Annotated in this window: 22 protein-coding genes and 1 pseudogene; 16 read left to right on the top strand and 7 right to left on the bottom strand. The window is 58.6% G+C overall.

Going from position 1 to position 19,581, the window contains the following annotated elements:
• Window positions 1-200 precede the first annotated feature (200 nt).
• Complete coding sequence (locus tag NL116_RS01085; RefSeq protein WP_027926358.1) at window positions 201-563, top strand: cupin domain-containing protein; 363 nt, start codon at window positions 201-203, stop codon at window positions 561-563.
• A 120-nt stretch (window positions 564-683) separates the two neighbouring features.
• Here NL116_RS01085 and rpmG read toward each other — a convergent pair whose 3' ends face one another.
• Together rpmG and rpmB are read right to left on the bottom strand one after the other, a co-directional pair.
• Window positions 684-839: a 50S ribosomal protein L33 gene (rpmG, locus tag NL116_RS01080; RefSeq protein ID WP_007894709.1), complete on the bottom strand. Its 156-nt coding sequence runs from the start codon at window positions 837-839 to the stop codon at window positions 684-686.
• Between the two features lie 11 nt (window positions 840-850).
• Window positions 851-1,084 (bottom strand): 50S ribosomal protein L28, encoded by a 234-nt coding sequence (gene rpmB / locus NL116_RS01075; protein WP_007894701.1) that lies wholly within the window; start codon window positions 1,082-1,084, stop codon window positions 851-853.
• Between the two features lie 446 nt (window positions 1,085-1,530).
• On the opposite strand from rpmB, the gene NL116_RS01070 reads away from it, so the two are divergent.
• Window positions 1,531-3,117: an ABC transporter substrate-binding protein gene (locus NL116_RS01070; RefSeq protein ID WP_494375659.1), complete on the top strand. Its 1,587-nt coding sequence runs from the start codon at window positions 1,531-1,533 to the stop codon at window positions 3,115-3,117.
• 137 nt (window positions 3,118-3,254) lie between these two features.
• On the opposite strand, the gene radC is transcribed toward NL116_RS01070, so the two are convergent.
• Window positions 3,255-3,929, bottom strand: coding sequence for a RadC family protein (gene radC, locus NL116_RS01065; protein WP_494375658.1), 675 nt, complete (start codon window positions 3,927-3,929; stop codon window positions 3,255-3,257).
• 136 nt (window positions 3,930-4,065) lie between these two features.
• Here radC and coaBC point away from each other — a divergent pair, with 136 nt between their 5' ends.
• The 7 genes and pseudogenes from coaBC to NL116_RS01030 all read left to right on the top strand — a co-directional run bounded on the left by coaBC (window position 4,066) and on the right by NL116_RS01030 (window position 9,670).
• Window positions 4,066-5,274 (top strand): bifunctional phosphopantothenoylcysteine decarboxylase/phosphopantothenate--cysteine ligase CoaBC, encoded by a 1,209-nt coding sequence (gene coaBC / locus NL116_RS01060; RefSeq protein ID WP_027926355.1) that lies wholly within the window; start codon window positions 4,066-4,068, stop codon window positions 5,272-5,274.
• Window positions 5,275-5,279: 5 nt separating this feature from the next.
• Window positions 5,280-5,735 carry a dUTP diphosphatase gene (gene dut, locus NL116_RS01055; protein ID WP_494375657.1) on the top strand — a complete coding sequence of 152 codons (456 nt, stop codon included), beginning with the start codon at window positions 5,280-5,282 and terminating at the stop codon, window positions 5,733-5,735.
• Window positions 5,736-6,007: 272 nt separating this feature from the next.
• A pseudogene (locus NL116_RS01050) lies at window positions 6,008-7,384 on the top strand (phosphomannomutase/phosphoglucomutase); the annotation flags it as partial.
• Window positions 7,385-7,401: 17 nt separating this feature from the next.
• The gene (argB, locus tag NL116_RS01045) at window positions 7,402-8,307 is read left to right on the top strand and encodes an acetylglutamate kinase (protein WP_123436382.1); all 906 of its coding nucleotides are present in this window, start codon (window positions 7,402-7,404) and stop codon (window positions 8,305-8,307) included.
• A 190-nt stretch (window positions 8,308-8,497) separates the two neighbouring features.
• The gene (locus NL116_RS01040) at window positions 8,498-8,710 is read left to right on the top strand and encodes a hypothetical protein (RefSeq protein ID WP_494375656.1); all 213 of its coding nucleotides are present in this window, start codon (window positions 8,498-8,500) and stop codon (window positions 8,708-8,710) included.
• Window positions 8,711-8,727: 17 nt separating this feature from the next.
• On the top strand, window positions 8,728-9,300 hold the full coding sequence (locus NL116_RS01035) for a hypothetical protein (protein ID WP_494375655.1): 573 nt from the start codon (window positions 8,728-8,730) through the stop codon (window positions 9,298-9,300).
• A complete protein-coding gene (locus NL116_RS01030; protein WP_494375654.1) occupies window positions 9,287-9,670 on the top strand; it encodes a hypothetical protein in 384 nt (127 codons plus the stop codon). Before NL116_RS01035 ends, NL116_RS01030 begins: the two co-directional genes overlap by 14 nt.
• Window positions 9,671-9,735: 65 nt before the next feature.
• Here the strand turns inward: NL116_RS01030 and pyrE are convergent, their stop codons facing one another.
• On the bottom strand, window positions 9,736-10,380 hold the full coding sequence (pyrE, locus tag NL116_RS01025; protein ID WP_494375653.1) for an orotate phosphoribosyltransferase: 645 nt from the start codon (window positions 10,378-10,380) through the stop codon (window positions 9,736-9,738).
• An 82-nt stretch (window positions 10,381-10,462) separates the two neighbouring features.
• Between pyrE and crc the strand changes: the two genes are divergently transcribed.
• Window positions 10,463-11,242: a catabolite repression control protein Crc gene (crc, locus tag NL116_RS01020; RefSeq protein ID WP_007934608.1), complete on the top strand. Its 780-nt coding sequence runs from the start codon at window positions 10,463-10,465 to the stop codon at window positions 11,240-11,242.
• 79 nt (window positions 11,243-11,321) lie between these two features.
• On the opposite strand, the gene gltS is transcribed toward crc, so the two are convergent.
• From gltS to rph, 3 genes are all read right to left on the bottom strand, one after another.
• Entirely contained in the window at window positions 11,322-12,530 is a 1,209-nt protein-coding gene (gene gltS, locus NL116_RS01015) for a sodium/glutamate symporter (protein ID WP_494375652.1), read from the bottom strand.
• A gap of 356 nt (window positions 12,531-12,886) precedes the next feature.
• Window positions 12,887-13,255, bottom strand: a complete 369-nt coding sequence (locus tag NL116_RS01010; protein WP_494375651.1) for a DUF4870 domain-containing protein — start codon at window positions 13,253-13,255, stop codon at window positions 12,887-12,889.
• A gap of 28 nt (window positions 13,256-13,283) precedes the next feature.
• Entirely contained in the window at window positions 13,284-14,006 is a 723-nt protein-coding gene (rph, locus tag NL116_RS01005) for a ribonuclease PH (protein WP_010465211.1), read from the bottom strand.
• 267 nt (window positions 14,007-14,273) lie between these two features.
• Between rph and NL116_RS01000 the strand changes: the two genes are divergently transcribed.
• The 6 genes from NL116_RS01000 to NL116_RS00975 all read left to right on the top strand — a co-directional run bounded on the left by NL116_RS01000 (window position 14,274) and on the right by NL116_RS00975 (window position 19,568).
• Complete coding sequence (locus NL116_RS01000) at window positions 14,274-15,137, top strand: YicC/YloC family endoribonuclease (RefSeq protein ID WP_494375650.1); 864 nt, start codon at window positions 14,274-14,276, stop codon at window positions 15,135-15,137.
• A 12-nt stretch (window positions 15,138-15,149) separates the two neighbouring features.
• On the top strand, window positions 15,150-15,770 hold the full coding sequence (gene gmk / locus NL116_RS00995) for a guanylate kinase (protein ID WP_494375649.1): 621 nt from the start codon (window positions 15,150-15,152) through the stop codon (window positions 15,768-15,770).
• A 167-nt stretch (window positions 15,771-15,937) separates the two neighbouring features.
• The gene (rpoZ, locus tag NL116_RS00990; protein WP_007894670.1) at window positions 15,938-16,201 is read left to right on the top strand and encodes a DNA-directed RNA polymerase subunit omega; all 264 of its coding nucleotides are present in this window, start codon (window positions 15,938-15,940) and stop codon (window positions 16,199-16,201) included.
• A gap of 57 nt (window positions 16,202-16,258) precedes the next feature.
• Window positions 16,259-18,364: a bifunctional GTP diphosphokinase/guanosine-3',5'-bis pyrophosphate 3'-pyrophosphohydrolase gene (gene spoT / locus NL116_RS00985; protein ID WP_027926347.1), complete on the top strand. Its 2,106-nt coding sequence runs from the start codon at window positions 16,259-16,261 to the stop codon at window positions 18,362-18,364.
• 25 nt (window positions 18,365-18,389) lie between these two features.
• Complete coding sequence (locus tag NL116_RS00980) at window positions 18,390-18,770, top strand: RidA family protein (RefSeq protein ID WP_003229509.1); 381 nt, start codon at window positions 18,390-18,392, stop codon at window positions 18,768-18,770.
• A 57-nt stretch (window positions 18,771-18,827) separates the two neighbouring features.
• A complete protein-coding gene (locus NL116_RS00975; protein WP_494375648.1) occupies window positions 18,828-19,568 on the top strand; it encodes a hypothetical protein in 741 nt (246 codons plus the stop codon).
• Window positions 19,569-19,581: the final 13 nt, after the last annotated feature.

Below are 19,581 nucleotides of genomic sequence, written 5' to 3'. Positions count from 1 at the left end.
GAACGCTGCGCGGTCTTCGCGGGCGCTGTCAGGAATTCTGCCCGGCCAGCCTGATTTTCGGCCCAAGGCAACCGCCACCCTAAACCAGCCACCCCTCATGTTTCAATATATTTGACATAAGGCCGGCAAACGGCCTTGCGATGTTCATTTTAATAAACATAGACTTTGGCCTTTTCAGGCAATCACGGGAAATTACAACAATGAATATCCAGGATGTCGTCGACTTCAGCCAGGCCACCACCGCGCCCGAGCGCTATCGGCCAGACCCGGCGAAAGTCCTCAAGGGCGATCCCGAACAAGCGGTGTACAACCACTACAACAGCCCGTGCGGGCAGTTGAATGCTGGCGTCTGGGAAGGCGAAGTCGGGCAATGGACGGTGAACTTCACCGAACACGAGTATTGCGAGATCGTTCAAGGGGTGTCGGTGCTGCGCGACAACGACGGCAACAGCAAAACCCTGCGTGCGGGCGACCGCTTCGTCATCCCGGCCGGGTTCCGGGGCACTTGGGAAGTGCTGGAGCCGTGCCGCAAAATCTATGTGGCGTTTGAGCAGAAGGCATGAGGATTCAGGTTGTCTCAGCCAACGGCTTCGCGCGCAAGCCCTGAGGCAACCCAAAACTCAGCCAACAAAAAAGGCCCGTATCTCGCGATACGGGCCTTTTTCGTAAGAGAGAAAAATCAATTACTTGATTTTGCCTTCTTTGTAGATCACGTGCTTGCGAACAACCGGATCAAATTTCTTGATCTCGATTTTGTCCGGGGTAGTACGCTTGTTCTTGTCGGTAGTGTAGAAGTGACCAGTACCGGCGCTCGAAATCAAACGAATCAATTCACGCATGATTAGCTCCCTTAGATCTTGCCGGCTTTGCGGATTTCGGCCAGCACGACAGTGATGCCACGCTTGTCGATGATACGCATGCCTTTGGCAGATACGCGCAGACGCACGAAACGTTTCTCTTCTTCAACCCAGAAGCGGTGATGCTGCAGGTTCGGCAGGAAACGACGACGGGTTTTGTTGTTTGCGTGGGAAATGTTATTCCCAGTCACCGGACCCTTACCGGTAACTTGACATACTCTCGACATGCCTCAGCCCTCTAAAACCACATGCCCAACCCGGCATGGGTTGGCCGCTTAATCTCTCAGTCATTTGGCGCCAGGCGCCGCGTTTCTTTAGAGGTCTTACCGGCTACACCTACAGTGAAGGAACCGGGCCCCTAGAAAAGAGCGCTGCTTTATACCAGAAAGACTGCAGAGCAACAACATTCCGTGTGCACAGGCTGAATAAAAACCCGGTTTTTCGGGCCACGAGCGCCTTGGATAAAGGCTATCGTCGCGAAAGACCGCTCGTCGCAGAGAATCGGCCAACCGGCCAATCCAGGGTTCTTCTCAGCCGGTGCGCACTGAAAACAATCGCACATACTCCCCTTAAAATGAAAAAGGGGATAGTCATTTGCAAAAGAGCCCACTAGGGTAAGCCTTTTCCAGACTGCACTTGCAGATGGGCCTTCGATCTGTAAAGGAATCCGACCATGCGCCTTGCTGCCCTACCGTTGTTGCTCGCCCCTCTCCTGCTGAGCCCCCTGGCCCATGCCGCGGCGCTTAGCGTCTGCACCGAGGCCAGCCCCGAAGGGTTCGACGTGGTGCAATACAACTCGCTGACCACCACCAATGCCTCGGCCGACGTGCTGATGAATCGCCTGGTGGATTTCGACACAGCCAGCGGCAAAGTGGTCCACAGCCTGGCGGACAGCTGGGAAGTCACACCCGACGGCCTGACGTATGTGTTCAAACTGCGTCCGGACGTGAAATTCCACCGCACCGACTACTTCAGCCCAACGCGCGAACTGACCGCCGAAGACGTAATTTTCAGCTTCGAGCGCATGCTTGACCCGGCCAATCCGTGGCACAAAGTCGCCCAGAGCGGCTTCCCGCACGCGCAATCGATGCAATTGCCCACGCTGATCAAGAAGGTCGACGCGCTGGACCCGCTGACCGTGCGTTTCACCCTCGATCATCCGGATTCCACGTTCCTGGCCACCCTGAGCATGGGCTTCGCCTCGATCTATTCCGCCGAGTACGCCGACAAACTGATGAAAGCCGGCGCCACGGATAAGCTCAACAGCCAGCCTATCGGCACCGGCCCGTTCGTGTTCACACGCTTCCAGAAAGACGCTTCGATTCGCTACAAGGCCAACCCGGACTACTTCGGTGGCAAGCCTTCAGTGGACCCGTTGATTTTCGCGATCACCCCGGACGCCAACGTGCGTTTGCAGAAATTGCGTCGCAATGAGTGCCAGATCGCCCTGTCGCCCAAGCCGCTGGACGTACAGGCCGCGCTGAAAGAGCCGGCGTTGAAAGTGGAAAAGACTGACGCCTTCATGACGGCGTTCGTGGGCATCAACAGCCAGCATCCACCGCTGGACAAACCGGAAGTGCGCCAGGCGATCAACCTCGCCTTTGACAAGGCCAACTACGTGAAAGCCGTGTTCGAGGACACCGCCGAGCCAGCCAACGGCCCATACCCACCGAACACCTGGAGCTACGCCAAAGGCTTGCCGGGTTATCCCCACGACGTGGAGAAAGCCAAGGCCTTGATGGCCAAGGCAGGCCTCAAGGACGGCTTCCAGACCACCATCTGGACCCGCCCTTCTGGCAGCACGCTGAACCCCAACCCGAGCCTCGGCGCGCAATTGCTTCAATCGGACCTCGCGGAAATCGGCATTCAGGCCGAAATCCGGGTGATCGAATGGGGCGAACTGATCCGTCGCGCCAAGGCTGGCGAGCATGACCTGCTGTTCATGGGCTGGGCCGGCGACAACGGTGATCCGGACAACTTCCTCACGCCGCAGTTTTCCTGCGCGGCGGTCAAGTCCGGGACCAACTTCGCACGGTACTGCAACCAGGACCTGGACAAGCTGATCAGCGCCGGCAAGACCACTGGCGAGCAAGGCGTGCGTACCAAGCTTTATGAGCAGGCGCAGGCGCAGATTCAGCAGCAGGCACTGTGGCTGCCGCTGGCGCACCCGACAGCGTTTGCGCTGACGCGCAAGGAAGTCGAGGGGTATTCGGTGAGCCCGTTTGGCCGTCAGGACTACTCCAAGGTCAACCTCAAGTAGCCCGCCCCGACACAAAAACCTGTGGGAGCGGGCTTGCTCGCGAAGAGGGAGTGTCAGTCGACAACACTGTTGCCTGACACACCGCTTTCGCGAGCAAGCCCGCTCCCACATGAGTTTCGTGCCAGTCCAGCCTCCTCCTACATCCAGCCATACTCAGCCATGGACAGTGGATCACCGTCACCGATGATGAAGTGGTCCAGCACCCGCACGTCAATCAGATCCAGAGCTTCTTGCAGACGCTTGGTCAGCAACCGATCGGCCTGACTCGGGTCAGAATTACCCGACGGATGGTTGTGGCACAGGATCAACGCCGCGGCGTTGTGCGCCAAAGCCCGTTTGACCACTTGACGCGGATAGACGCTGGTGTTGTCGATTGAACCGCGAAACAGCTCTTCGAACGCCAGCACTCGATGCTTGGAATCCAGAAACAGGCAGCCAAACACCTCATGCGGCTCATGACGCAACATCGACTTGAGGTACTCACGCACCGCCAGCGGATTTTCCAGTACCGAGGTGTGGCGCAAACGCTCGGCCAGATGCCGGCGACCCATTTCCAACACAGCCTGCAACTGAGCGAATTTCGCGGGGCCGAGCCCGAGGTGACCACTGAAGGTGCGCAAATCCGCCTCCAGCAGCTTGCGCAGGCTGCCAAATTGACTCAACAGGTGTCGCGCCAGATCCACCGCGCTTTTGCCGGATACGCCGGTTCGTAGAAAAATCGCCAGCAGCTCGGCGTCCGACAGCTTCGTCGAACCATGCTCCAACAGCTTCTCCCGCGGCCGCTCCGCCGCCGGCCAATCACGAATACTCATAGCACCTTCCCTGTCTGTGGGCGCCGCTGTTCCGTAGCGGTCGCTGTGATATCGTAGCCCATCTTTTTTGCTGGCGATTTCATCCCTGGGGAGGGGGTCTCGCCATGCTGTCATCAACGAAATGAAAGGCAGACCTATGCAGCGGCTGTATCGGAAACGCATCGTTCTGGGCGTCGGCGGCGGCATTGCGGCCTACAAGAGCGCCGACCTGGTTCGCCGCCTGATCGACCAGGGCGCCGAAGTGCGCGTGGTCATGACCCGTGGCGGCAGCGAGTTCATCACCCCGCTGACCATGCAGGCCTTGTCCGGCCACCCGGTCCATCTCGACCTGCTGGACCCGGCGGCAGAAGCTGCCATGGGCCACATCGAGCTGGCCAAATGGGCCGACATGGTGCTGATCGCCCCCGCCACCGCGGACCTGATCGCCCGCCTGGCCCAAGGCATTGCCGACGACCTGCTGACCACCTTGGTGCTGGCCACCGACGCCGTGGTTGCAGTGGCCCCGGCGATGAACCAGGCCATGTGGCGCGACCCGGCGACCCAAGCCAACCTGCAAACCCTCGAAAGCCGTGACATCAAAGCCTTCGGCCCGGCCTCCGGTAGCCAGGCCTGTGGCGACGTTGGTCTGGGTCGCATGCTCGAAGCCGTCGAACTCGCCCAGTGCGCGGCGGACTGCTTCCAGCGCAAAGCGTTGACCGGCAAACATGTGCTGATCACTGCCGGTCCGACCCAGGAAAACATCGACCCGGTGCGCTACATCACCAACCACAGCTCCGGAAAAATGGGCTTTGCCCTGGCCGAAGCCGCGGTGGAAGCCGGCGCCCGCGTCACCCTGATCACCGGCCCTGTGCACCTGCCAACGCCGGATCGCGTCACGCGCATCGACGTAGTCAGCGCTCGCGACATGCTCGCCGCCTGCGAAGCCGCGATCCCTTGCGACCTGTTCATCGCCTCGGCAGCGGTCGCGGACTACCGTCCGGAGGTCGTCGCCCCACAGAAACTCAAGAAAGACCCTACGAACGGCGACGGCTTGTTGCTACAGATGGTGCGCAACCCCGACATCCTGGCCACCATCGCCACGCGCCCCGACCGTCCGTTCAGTGTCGGTTTCGCCGCTGAAACCGAACACCTGCTCGACTACGCTGCGCGCAAGTTGAAAGACAAGAACCTCGATTTGATCGTCGCCAACGACGTCGCCAACCCGAGCATCGGCTTCAACAGCGAAGAAAACGCCTGCAGCGTGATCGACCGCGAGCTTCACGCCACACTTTTCGCCCAGACCAGCAAGAGCAAGATTGCTCGTCAGCTGATCACTTTTATCGCCGAACGTCTGAACCAGGTTTAATTTACATGCACGCTTTGCAAGCCAAGATCCTCGACCCTCGCATCGGCACCGAATTTCCGCTGCCGCAATACGCCACCCCAGGCTCAGCGGGCCTCGACCTGCGCGCCATGCTGGAAAAAGACATCGTGATCAAGCCGGGTGAAACCGTACTGATCCCGACCGGCCTGTCCGTCTACATTGGCGATCCGGGTTTGGCCGCGCTGATCCTGCCACGCTCTGGCCTGGGGCATAAGCACGGCATCGTGCTGGGTAATCTGGTCGGCTTGATTGACTCCGATTACCAAGGGCCGCTGATGGTGTCCTGCTGGAACCGTGGGCAGACCGAGTTCACCATGGTCATTGGCGAGCGCCTGGCTCAGTTGGTGCTGGTTCCAGTGGTTCAAGCGCATTTCGAGATGGTCGAGGAGTTCGTCGAAACCCAGCGCGGCACAGGCGGTTTCGGACATTCCGGCAGCCATTGATCCGATAGAGCCCAGTGGCGAGCACGCTTGCTCGCCCCCGCTGGTTTCGCACTGAATTACAAAGTTCATCTGGAAGGTTTACCGCCGAAAATCAAGGCATTGGCCGACTCAGGTTCCGCTAACCCAGGTGGCATGGCCTTTTCACACCACGAACTCTCCGTGGAAAACGCCGTCATACCCTTCAGTTTGAACCGGCCGATGCGCTTGTCGCAGGCAGGTACAGCCACTTTCGAGATGGAGCATTCCTACAGATGAACACCCCCGCCCAAGTCGCCCCCAAGTTCCCTGACAGCATCTTCCGTGCGTACGACATTCGCGGCACCGTCCCGGAGTTCTTGAACGCTGAAACCGCTTACTGGCTCGGCCGTGCCATTGGCGCCCAAAGCCTGGCCCAAGACGAACCGAACGTTTCAGTGGGTCGCGATGGCCGCCTGTCAGGCCCGGAACTGGTCGAGCAACTGATCAAAGGCCTGGCCGATGCCGGCTGCCACGTCAGCGACGTCGGGCTGGTGCCGACGCCGGCGCTGTACTACGCCGCCAACGTATTGGCCGGCAAATCGGGCGTGATGCTCACCGGCAGCCACAACCCGTCAAATTACAACGGTTTCAAGATCGTCATCGCCGGCGATACCTTGGCCAACGAACAAATCCAGGCCCTGCACGACCGCCTCAAGACCCACAACCTGAGCAGCGGCAAGGGCAGCGTGACCAAAGTCGAGATCCTCGACCGCTACAACACCGAAATCGTCCAGGACATCAAACTCGCCCGTCGCCTGAAAGTCGTGGTCGACTGCGGCAACGGCGCGGCCGGCGTGATCGCCCCGCAACTGATCGAAGCACTGAACTGCGAAGTCATTCCTCTGTTCTGCGACGTCGACGGCAACTTCCCGAACCACCATCCGGACCCGGGCAAGCCTGAAAACCTCGTGGACCTGATTGCCAAGGTCAAGGAAACCAACGCTGACCTCGGCCTGGCCTTCGACGGCGACGGCGACCGCGTTGGCGTGGTGACCAATACCGGCAGCATCGTCTACCCGGACCGGCTGCTGATGCTGTTCGCCCGCGACGTGCTGGCGCGCAACCCGGAGGCGGAGATCATCTTCGACGTCAAATGCACCCGCCGCCTAGTGCCGCTGATCAAGGAATATGGTGGCCGGCCGCTAATGTGGAAGACCGGTCACTCGTTGATCAAAAAGAAGATGAAACAATCCGGCGCACTGCTGGCCGGCGAAATGAGCGGGCACATTTTCTTCAAGGAACGCTGGTTCGGTTTCGACGACGGCATCTACAGCGCCGCGCGGCTGCTGGAGATCCTCAGCAAGGAACCATCCACCGCGGAAGAGCTGTTTGCGACCTTCCCGAACGATATTTCTACGCCTGAAATCAATATCCATGTGACCGAAGAGAGCAAATTCAGCATCATTGATGCATTGCACGACGCGCAGTGGGGCGAAGGCGCTGACCTGACCACCATCGACGGCGTGCGAGTCGACTATGCCAAAGGCTGGGGCCTGGTTCGCGCCTCCAACACCACACCGGTGCTGGTACTGCGCTTCGAGGCCGATGACGAGGCAGAACTTTCGCGCATCAAGGACGTTTTCCACGCCCAGTTGAAGCGTGTTGCACCTGATCTCCAACTACCGTTCTGATTCACCCGGAGCCCTGAATGACCCTCGAACGCGAAGCCGCCGCCAACACCGCCAAGGTCCTGTCCGAAGCGCTGCCTTACATTCGCCGCTATGTCGGCAAGACGCTGGTGATCAAATACGGCGGCAACGCGATGGAAAGCGAGGAGCTGAAAACCGGCTTCGCCCGCGACATCGTGCTGATGAAAGCCGTGGGCATCAACCCGGTAGTCGTTCACGGTGGCGGCCCGCAAATCGGCGACCTGCTCAAACGTCTGTCGATCGAGAGCCACTTTGTCGATGGCATGCGCGTCACTGACGCCGCGACCATGGACGTGGTGGAAATGGTCCTCGGTGGCCAGGTCAACAAAGACATCGTCAACCTGATCAACCGTCACGGCGGCAGCGCCATCGGCCTGACGGGTAAAGACGCCGAGCTGATTCGTGCGAAGAAGCTCACCGTGACCCGCCAGACACCAGAGATGACGACGCCGGAAATCATCGACATCGGCCACGTGGGCGAAGTGGTCGGCATCAACACCGACCTGCTGAACCTGCTGGTCAAAGGCGATTTCATCCCGGTGATTGCGCCAATCGGCGTCGGCGCCAACGGTGAGTCGTACAACATCAACGCTGACCTGGTGGCCGGTAAAGTAGCCGAAGCACTGAAAGCTGAAAAGCTGATGCTGCTGACCAACATCGCCGGCCTGATGGACAAGCAAGGCACGGTCCTGACCGGCCTGACCACCCAGCAGGTCGACGAACTGATCGCTGACGGCACGATCTACGGCGGCATGCTGCCGAAGATCCGTTGTGCGCTGGAAGCGGTTCAGGGCGGTGTCGGCAGCTCGCTGATCATCGATGGCCGGGTGCCGAATGCGATTCTGCTGGAGATCTTCACCGATACCGGCGTGGGTACCTTGATCAGTAACCGCAAGCGCCCCTGATTCAAGCACGGCAAAAGATCGCACCCTTCAGCAGCACCTATGGATGTACGAATATTCCGTAGGAGCTGACGAAGTCTGCGATCTTTTTTATGCGCGCAGGAAGTGTCCGACCTGACTAAGCGAAACGTCCGACATCCAGCAAGTATTAGTCCGCATAGGATCTTCCCTGTATCCACAGGAGATCTTCCCCATGAAAAAAGACCACGTTCCCTACGGCAGTGATGTTTCAGCAGGCACTTACGAGTGCGCAGACTGCGGGCGCGAATACACCAATCAGTCAAAGACTTCGCTTCCGCCGTGTCCAGACTTCAAACCAAGCACCCACGTAATCAATGGCTGGACGATCCTGACCGGCCAAGGCGACGCCGTGGCAGATCCCTATCCAAACAAGCCTTCCAAGTGATCATGGGGGGCTGAACCATGCTGATATCGTTCACGATCGACGCGCAGGCTTTCGAGCAGGAGCAAAAGGAGCCAGTCAAAAAGACCCTGAGGATCTCCGACCACGAAATCACCCACGCCCTGCAGCGAATCGCCAAGGCGAGCCTGACCGAATACTTGAAAATGCTGGTAGAAGGCGGCATGCCGAGCCGGGCCGATGAAGCAAAACAGGATCGCTTGCTGTATCTGATTCAAAATTATTTCGGGCAGACGTTGCCGACTGAATCGCAGATCTCGACGATTTTCCAGTTGACCCAGAGCCAAAGCAAAACCCTGTTGAAAAACACGGTTTCACGCTTTCGCAATCAACTGGACGAGATTCTGCAGCACAGCATGCGCGCGGTCGTCGAGTCTGCGGAACACGCAAAAGATGTCTATCTGGTGGTCATCAGTTCGGACGTGATCCGTGATGAGCTGAACATGCTGATCACGCAAAACGAGCCGACGTTTAAACCCATCATCAAGCGTAAAGGCAGCGCCGGGCAGTTTGAGATCAGCGAGGACTCCCACGATTTGTTGTGCACGACGCTGGGACTCAATGCCGTTCAGTGACATCGTCGCGGTCAGTGGCTTGCTGCTGACCTTGACCACCTTCATGTTCAATCTGGCCTGGCCGAGGCTCAGTGAGGCATTGGCGCTGGATGAGCACCAATCCGGCGTGCAGGCCAGAACGCGCTGCCGCGAGAAGGTCAAGGATGCTTTTTACTGGCTTGCGCTGCCGCTAACCTGCGCTTTTGCTGCGCTGTTTTACGTCAACCTGCCCGCGGCCGTGCGCATATTTCGCAGTAGCAGGCTGGAGCTGTGGGACTTCGATGTTGATCGAACGCTATATGTGATGGTGGTCACGGCGCTACTGGCATTTGCGCTGATAAATGCAGGATTGACGCTGAAATTGTTCAAAAAATGGCAAAGCCTGGGTTGAACGCAAACAAATAGACCCCGTTCAGCCTGACTGAACGGGGTCTATTTTTTACCTGTGGCGCGCGATTACACGCCGAACCGGGCGCGGTACGCTTCCACAGCTGGCAGATGCTGCTTGAGCTGCGGATCGTCGGCGAGGAACTCGAGTACCTGGTTCAGCGAAACGATGCTGATCACCGGAATGCCAAAGTCACGCTCCACTTCCTGAATCGCCGACAACTCACCGTTGCCACGCTCCTGACGGTTCAGGGCGATCAGCACGCCCTTGGCCTTGGCGCCGTCCTGGGAAGCGATGATCTGCATCACTTCACGAATCGCGGTGCCGGCGGTGATCACGTCGTCGATGATCAGCACGTCGCCGGTCAGCGGAGCGCCGACCAGGCTGCCGCCTTCGCCATGGGCCTTGGCCTCTTTGCGGTTGAAGCACCACGGCAGATCGCGCTCGTAATGTTCGGCCAGGGCCACTGCCGTGGTCGCCGCCAACGGGATGCCTTTGTAGGCTGGACCAAACAGTACGTCGAACGAAATACCGCTCTCGACGATGGCTGCCGCGTAAAATCGACCCAGCTGTGCAAGGGCCGAACCCGTGTTGAACAGGCCGGCATTGAAGAAGTAAGGACTGGTGCGCCCGGACTTCAGGGTGAACTCACCGAAGCGCAAAACGCCGCGATCGATGGCAAAACGAATGAAATCGCGCTGATACGCTTGCATGAAAAAAACCCCAAATACCACGGATTTAGCTAATTAGGTTGACGCCGTGTATCATACACGCACGCGATTTTTGGGGCCATTTATGCGGATCATCAGTGTGAACGTCAATGGTATTCAGGCTGCAGTCGAGCGTGGTTTGCTCAGTTGGCTGCAAGCACAGAATGCCGACGTCATCTGCCTGCAGGACACCCGCGCCTCCGCCTTTGAACTGGACGACCCAGCCTTCCAACTGGATGGCTACTTCCTTTATGCCTGCGAAGCCGAAGTTCCTGCCCAGGGTGGCGTGGCTTTGTATTCGCGGTTGCAACCGAAGGCAGTCATCAGCGGTCTCGGCTTCGAGACGGCCGACCGCTACGGGCGCTACCTGCAAGCCGATTTCGATAAGGTCAGCATCGCGACCTTGCTGCTCCCTTCGGGGCAGAATGGCGATGAAGACTTGAACCAGAAGTTCAAGCTAATGGACGACTTCGCCCGTTATCTGGATAAACAGCGACGCAAACGTCGCGAGTACATTTACTGTGGCTCGCTGTACGTGGCGCAACAGAAGCTGGATATCAAAAACTGGCGCGACAGCCAGCAATCCCCGGGCTTCCTGGCACCTGAACGTGCCTGGATGGACGAGATTGTCGGCAACATGGGGTATGTCGATGCCCTGCGTGAAGTCAGCCGTGAAGGCGACCAGTACAGCTGGTGGCCGGACAACGAACAGGCTGAGATGCTCAACCTGGGGTGGCGTTTCGACTATCAGTTGCTGACACCGGGCCTGCGCCGCTTTGTTCGCAGTGCGCGCCTGCCGCGTCAGCCACGGTTCTCGCAGCATGCTCCGTTGATTGTGGACTACGACTGGACGCTGACTATCTAAGCGTCGTTCCGCAGATAAAAAAATGCCCGTATCGCAAGATACGGGCATTTTTTATGCACCAGCAAACATGACCCAAACCCTAGGCAACGGCAAAAAACGGTAGCGCAAGGTACAGCTTGATTACGATGACATTAATGATATCGATGAAGAAAGCCCCCACCATGGGCACCACGAGAAACGCGATCTGCGAAGGCCCATAACGCTGAGTCACCGCCTGCATGTTCGCGATAGCCGTGGGCGTGGCACCTAGCCCAAAACCACAGTGCCCGGCCGCCAACACCGCCGCATCGTAATTACTGCCCATGACTCTGAACGTCACGAAAATCGCATACAGCGCCATGACCAACGCTTGCGCCGCCAGAATGATGAAGATCGGCAAGGCCAGTGCCGCCAGATCCCAGAGCTTGAGCGACATCAAGGCAATCGCCAGAAACAGCGACAGGCTGACATTCCCCAGCACGGAGACTTCACGCTCGAATACCTGATACAAGCCCAATGCCGACAGCCCATTGCGCAACACCACACCCACGAACAAGACGCACACGAACGTCGGCAACTCAAGCGCAGTTCCCTGCAACCAGCCATTTAGAAGATTGCCAGCCAGTAAGCTGACTGCAATCAGAGCGAGTGACTCGATAAAAGAAAACGGCGTAATCGAGCGCTCTTTGTTCGGTTGCTCAAAGCCCTTTGGTAACCGAGGCGTTTCCTGAGGTTGGCAGCCCGGTACCTGAACACGCTTGATCAGCAGACGAGCGACCGGACCACCGATCAAGCCGCCTAACACCAGGCCAAACGTCGCAGAGGCAATCGCAAGCTCGGAGGCAGAAGCCAGACCGTACTTTTCACTGAACACCGTCCCCCACGCAGCGCCCGTGCCGTGACCGCCCGACAACGTAATCGAGCCTGTCAGCAGCCCCATCAAAGGATCGAGCCCCAGCATTTTTGCGAGGCCGATGCCCATGGCATTCTGGACGATCAGAAGCCCGACCACTGCCAGCAGAAAAACGCCCACTACGCGACCGCCCTTCTTCAGGCTCGCAAAGTCCGCACTCAAGCCGATAGTGGCAAAAAAAGCCAACATCAACGGCGTCTGTAATGAAGTATCAAAGCGGACTTCAATATCAAAGGTTCGCAATACCAGAAGTGCCAGTGCAACCAACAGGCCACCGGCAACGGGTTCAGGGATATTGTAATTACGTAAAAACCCAACACGTGTAACAAGTCCGCGCCCTAGCAAAAGTACTAAGGAGGCGGCCACAAGCGTTCCATAAAAATCGAGCTGAATCATTGGGATTATTCTTGGCTATATATTCAGAGGCGAACTTTTTACCTGGGCTGGCCTCTTGAACCGGCTGAGTGTCTCAACACTGATTGCTTGAAATTCAAAGACCTTCGATGGCTTGAATATGTCGAAATATTTCAGAATGAATATGACGTGGGGCAACTCTATCAACCGTAAAGTCCTATTGCCAATGGCATAGGTCGTGCTGATGCAATGCAGTTGTGACTAAAAGTGTAAGAGCGATAATTGTGTATACAGAACATAGCCGCCGTCTTTGGATATCGCAAAAAAATCGGCGGTAAAGATATCCAGACTTCAAAAAGCAAATGCCCCGACAAATCGGGGCATTGTTTTAACGCACGCTACTTGATCAACCGCCAAGTGAACGGGTACCGATAGGGAAACCCTTCGTTAGCCTTGACGCCCGCAATGATCGTCAGCACCAACGCACCAATCGCCACCAGACCGAACATGAAGAACCCGATAATCACCACCATCAACAAGAAGCAGATGGCGGAGGCAATGGCGACGGTGATCTGAAAGTTCAACGCTTCCTTACCCTGTGCATCGACAAACGGGTCCATCTCGCGCTTCATCTGCCAGAGAATCAGCGGACCGATCAGCGTGCCGAACGGAATCCAGATCCCCAGCAAGGCGGACAAGTGACAAAACATCGCCCACTGCCGAGCTTCTTTGCTCGGGGTGGGAAGTACCTGTTGCTCGTCACTCATAATGTCCTCCTTGTTTGGATCAGACCGGTCAGTCGGCCAGTGCAGCCTTCTGCAGTTCGAAGATTTCGGTCATGCCTTTCTTCGCCAGTTCCAGCATAGCGTTCAGCTCTTCAGGCTGGAATGGCGCGCCTTCGGCAGTGCCCTGAACTTCGATGAAGCCGCCAGTGCTGGTCATTACCACGTTCAGGTCGGTCTCGGCAGCCGAGTCTTCCAGGTAGTCGAGGTCGAGCACAGGCTCGCCTTGGTACATGCCCACGGAAACGGCCGCGATCATTTGCTTGAGCGGGTCGCCGCCTTTCAGGCCGCCGCGCTTCTTGATGACTTTCAAGGCATCGACCAGTGCAACCATGGCGCCGGTGATGGACGCGGTGCGGGTGCCGCCATCAGCCTGGATCACGTCGCAATCGACGTACAGAGTCACGTCGCCGAGCTTGGACATGTCCAGCGAAGCGCGCAGGGAACGACCGATCAGACGCTGGATTTCCAAGGTGCGGCCGCCTTGCTTGCCACGGCTCGCTTCACGCTGGTTACGCTCGCCAGTGGCGCGCGGCAGCATGCCGTATTCGGCGGTCAACCAGCCCTGGCCCTGGCCTTTGAGGAAACGCGGCACGCCGTTTTCGACGCTGACGGTGCAGATGACTTTGGTGTCACCGAACTCGACCAGTACAGAACCCTCGGCGTGTTTGGTGTAGTTGCGGGTAATGCGGATCGAGCGAAGCTGATCGGCAGCGCGACCACTTGGACGTTTCATAGGGAATACCTGTACGGGGGACGGAAATCTGCGGAGCATTATAGAGCCGCCGGCCACGACTGGGCACTTCTAAAAAATTCGCCCGACGACCGAAGGCCCTGAACAGCGCTTTACCGACGGTCTGCAGCCCTTTGTCACACCGTGTGTTTGGGCGCATCCGCCCCACTGCGCTACAATCCTGCGCCTTTGCTGCCTGTCGGCTTTCATTCACAGATATCGGGTCTGCGAAACCTTTGGCAACGCAAACCCGACTTGCGAGGTACCCCCATGGTGCACAGCATGACCGCCTTCGCCCGCGTAGAAACAGCCGGCACCCAAGGCACCCTGAGCTGGGAACTGCGCTCGGTCAACAGCCGCTACCTTGAGCCGCACTTGCGCCTGCCGGAATCCTTTCGGGATCTCGAAGGCGCAGTCCGCGAGGCCCTGCGCCAAGGCATCTCCCGGGGCAAGCTTGAATGCACCCTGCGCTTCACCGAAGAGAACACCGACAAACCCTTGCAAGTGGACCGCGAGCGCGCCGCCCAACTGGTCGCCGCCGCCGAGACAATTGCCAGCTTGATCAAGAATCCTGCGGCGCTCAACCCGCTGGAAGTGCTGGCCTGGCCCGGCGTGCTGGTAGGTGACGCCACCGACCCGCAAGCCTTGAATGCCGAAGCATTGGCGTTGCTCAACGAAGGCTTGAAAGAACTCAAGGCCGGCCGCGAGCGCGAAGGCGCGGAGCTGGCGCGACTGATCAGCGACCGTCTGACCTCCATTGAAGAAGACGTCGTCACCCTGCGCGACCTGGTCCCGCAGATGCTCGCCACCCAACGCCAGAAAGTCCTCGACCGCTTCACCGACATGAAGGCCGACCTCGACCCTCAGCGTCTGGAGCAGGAAATGGTCATGCTTGCGCAAAAGAGCGACGTCGCCGAAGAACTGGATCGCCTGAGCACCCACATCATTGAAGTTCGCCGGGTGCTCAAATCCGGCGGCGCTGCTGGTCGGCGCCTGGACTTCCTGATGCAGGAACTCAACCGCGAAGCCAACACACTGGGCTCCAAAGCCTTCGACCCGCGCAGCACCCAGGCGGCGGTCAACCTCAAAGTGTTGATCGAGCAGATGCGTGAACAAGTGCAGAATATTGAGTAAGGCAAACCCGACATGACCCACAGCACCGGCACCCTGTACATCATTTCCGCCCCTTCGGGCGCAGGCAAGAGCAGCCTGGTCAAGGCCCTGACCGACGCTGATCAGGAGATCCGCGTCTCGGTCTCCCACACCACCCGCGCCATGCGCCCCGGTGAAGTGAACGGCGTGAACTACCACTTCGTCGACCGCAGCGACTTTGTGAAGATGATCGAGCACGGCGATTTCCTCGAGCGCGCCGAAGTGTTCGGCAATCTCTACGGCACCTCGCAAAGCCACCTGCAGCAGACCCTGGACGAAGGTCACGACCTGATTCTGGAAATCGACTGGCAGGGTGCGGAGCAAGTGCGCAAGTTGATGCCCCAGGCGCGTTCGATCTTCATTCTGCCGCCGTCACTGGAAGCCTTGCACCAGCGCCTGAACAATCGCGGCCAGGACAGCAGCGAGGTCATCGAAGGCCGGATGCGCGAAGCCGTCAGCGAAATGAGCCACTACGTCGACTACGATTACCTGATCATCAACGACGATTTCGCCCACGCACTGCGCGATTTGCAGGCGATTTTCCGTGCCAATCAGTTGCATCAGAAGCGCCAGCAGCAGCGCAACGGAAAACTTTTGGCTGAATTGCTCGGCTAAACAGCTCTTTCCAAAACCGCTGCAAGGGCTTTACATTGGCACTTGCAGCGCGTTGAAGGGCCTGGTCAAAAAATCAGCGCTTCCCTAATCGCTGGTGATTTTTTAAACTGTTGAGTCCGCTTGCCCACCCGGGCAGCGCGCATATTGCATTCGCTCCGAGGAATACCATGGCCCGCGTAACCGTTGAAGACTGCCTGAACCACGTGGAAAACCGTTTTGAGCTGGTCATGCTGTCCACCAAGCGTGCCCGTCAACTGGCCACCGGCGGCAAAGAGCCACTGGTTCAGTGGGAAAACGACAAGCCTACCGTTGTAGCGCTGCGTGAAATCGCTGAAGGCCTGATGAGCTACGAGTTCATCGCCAACGCTGAAATCGTCGAAGACGAACCGCTGTTCGCAGCGTTCGAGGACGAGTCCAACGAGGCCGTCTAAGCCTATGCCTGGTCGACGTAGCACGGCGCGGGGTCACAGCGAACGGCAGGAGTTATCATGCCGAGCATAGACGCCCTCGCCGATCGCTTATCGACCTACCTCGGCAAGGACCAGGTCAACCTGGTCCGCCGAGCGTACTTCTACGCCGAACAAGCCCACGACGGTCAACGCCGCCGTAGCGGTGAGGCGTACGTCACGCACCCTCTTGCCGTGGCGAATATTCTTGCCGACATGCACATGGACCATCAGAGCCTGATGGCGGCGATGCTGCATGACGTGATCGAAGACACCGGTATTGCCAAAGAAGCGCTGCAAGCGCAGTTCGGTGAAACCGTGGCCGAACTGGTCGACGGGGTCAGCAAACTGACCCAGATGAACTTCGAGACCAAAGCCGAAGCCCAGGCCGAAAACTTCCAGAAAATGGCCATGGCCATGGCGCGCGACATACGCGTGATCCTGGTCAAGCTCGCCGATCGCCTGCACAACATGCGCACGCTGGAAGTCCTGTCGGGCGAAAAACGCCGGCGGATCGCCAAGGAAACCCTGGAAATCTATGCGCCCATCGCCAACCGGCTGGGCATGCACGCCATCCGCATAGAATTCGAGGACCTCGGCTTCAAGGCCATGCACCCGATGCGTTCCGCGCGGATCAACCAGGCGGTCAAACGCGCCCGGGGCAACCGCAAGGAAATCGTCAACAAGATCGAAGAGTCCCTCAGCCACTGCCTGGCCGTCGATGGCATTCAGGGCGAAGTCAGCGGTCGCCAGAAACACCTCTACGGCATCTACAAGAAAATGCGCGGCAAGCGTCGGGCCTTCAACGAGATCATGGACGTCTATGCGTTCCGGATCATCGTCGACAAGGTCGATACCTGCTATCGCGTGCTGGGTGCTGTGCATAATTTGTACAAACCGTTGCCGGGTCGCTTCAAGGATTACATCGCGATCCCCAAGGCCAACGGCTATCAGTCGCTGCACACCACGTTATTCGGCATGCATGGCGTTCCGATCGAAATCCAGATCCGCACCCGTGAAATGGAAGAGATGGCCAACAACGGCATCGCCGCTCATTGGCTGTACAAGTCCAGCGGCGACGAGCAGCCAAAAGGCACGCATGCCCGCGCCCGCCAGTGGGTCAAAGGCGTGCTGGAAATGCAGCAACGCGCCGGCAACTCGCTGGAATTCATCGAAAGCGTGAAGATCGACCTGTTCCCGGACGAGGTCTACGTGTTCACGCCCAAAGGCCGGATCATGGAGCTGCCCAAAGGCTCTACGGCGGTCGACTTCGCTTACGCGGTGCACACCGACGTGGGCAACAGCTGCATCGCCTGCCGGATCAATCGTCGCCTCGCACCACTGTCCGAACCGCTGCAAAGCGGCTCCACGGTCGAGATCGTCAGCGCTCCCGGCGCGAGACCAAACCCGGCTTGGCTCAACTTCGTGGTCACCGGCAAGGCGCGGACCCACATCCGCCATGCACTGAAACTGCAACGCCGCTCCGAATCCATCAGCCTCGGCGAACGCCTGCTGAACAAGGTATTGAACGGCTTCGACAGCTCGCTGGAAAAAATCCAGCCCGAGCGCGTCACGGCGATGCTGGCCGAATACCGCCTCGAACTGATCGAAGACCTGCTGGAAGATATCGGCCTGGGCAATCGCATGGCTTACGTGGTCGCCCGCCGCTTGCTTGGCGAAGGCGAACAGTTGCCAAGCCCGGAAGGCCCGCTGGCGATTCGCGGCACCGAAGGCCTGGTCCTCAGTTACGCCAAGTGCTGCACGCCGATCCCGGGTGACCCGATTGTCGGCCACCTGTCCGCGGGCAAAGGCATGGTTGTGCACCTGGACAACTGCCGCAACATCAGCGAAATCCGCCACAACCCGGAGAAATGCATTCAGCTCTCGTGGGCCAAGGATGTCACCGGCGAATTCAACGTCGAGCTGCGCGTCGAACTGGAACATCAGCGCGGCCTGATCGCCCTGCTGGCCAGCAGCGTCAACGCGGCCGACGGCAATATCGAAAAAATCAGCATGGACGAGCGCGATGGTCGCATCAGCGTGGTCCAACTGGTGGTCAGCGTGCACGACCGTGTGCACCTGGCCCGCGTGATCAAGAAACTGCGTGCCTTGACCGGGGTGATTCGCATCACCCGCATGCGTGCGTAAAGCCCACTCTAACAAGGAGTCATTCATGACCAAGACTGTTATCACCAGCGACAAAGCCCCGGCCGCTATCGGTACTTACTCCCAGGCGATCAAGGCTGGCAACACCGTTTACATGTCGGGTCAGATTCCTCTGGACCCAAAAACCATGGAACTGGTTGAAGGCTTCGAAGCCCAGACCGTCCAGGTGTTCGAGAACCTCAAAGCCGTAGCCGAAGCGGCCGGTGGTTCGTTCAAGGACATCGTCAAACTGAACATCTTCCTCACCGACCTGAGTCATTTCGCCAAGGTCAACGAAATCATGGGCAAGTACTTTGACCAGCCTTACCCTGCCCGCGCCGCCATCGGCGTAGCCGCCCTGCCAAAGGGCTCGCAGGTCGAGATGGATGCCATTCTGGTCATCGAGTAATACGTCCGGCGCAGCCCTCTAAAGGTTGCGCCGATCTTGTCTTGAAAGGATTCCACCATGCGCCAAGCGCTAGCCCTCTCGCTGGTCGCCCTACTCTTGGGCGGTTGTGCCAGCAACCCTGCCGATCGTGACATCAGCGGCACCTGGATCAATCAGGTGGCGATTGACGCTGCAGCCAAAGGCGCTCCCCTGCGCGAAGCGCTCCAGGCCTATGGCCCGAACCTGGAATGGGACGTCAACACCAAGGCCGGCCAAGCCCGCTACACCAACGGTTTCGAAAATGTCGATGGCAAGTTGCTGGGCGAAGAGTCCGGCGCCTGGAAGATCGAGTTTTATGGCAGTTCCGGCAGTGAGCTGAAACGCGACGGCAAGCAACTGCGCCAGGCTGCACTCGATAACGAACCCGCCCAGGTGTTCGACCGCGCGCAGATCCAGGTACCGGAAGGTGCGCCGGTGGGTGCGAGCTTCGAACGTGCGCTGTATACGGCGTACATGGGTGGCAACTGGAATATTGTCAGCGGTCAGGGCGAAGGCAATACCGTGCAATTCCAGGCTGACGGCCAAGTGGCCGGCCTGCCCGGTGCAGACCGCTATGCCTTGTGCCTGGCGGGCGATTGCGCGTCGATGAGCGGCGGCAACGACAACATGTGGCTGCAACTGAATGGCCAAGGCACCACCTGGATCTTTGCGCGCAAGGGCAAGGAGATGGAAATCTTCCAGGCGGTGAACACCGCACAGGCTGACGAAATGCCGCAGTTCACCCCGGGCGACCGCAAGTGGCTGCTGGAAAAGCAGTAACCCGATCTCAGCG

The sequence above is a fragment of the Pseudomonas sp. FBCC-B1667 genome (assembly GCF_059133255.1).
This window is presented reverse-complemented; position numbering and strand designations above follow the sequence as displayed.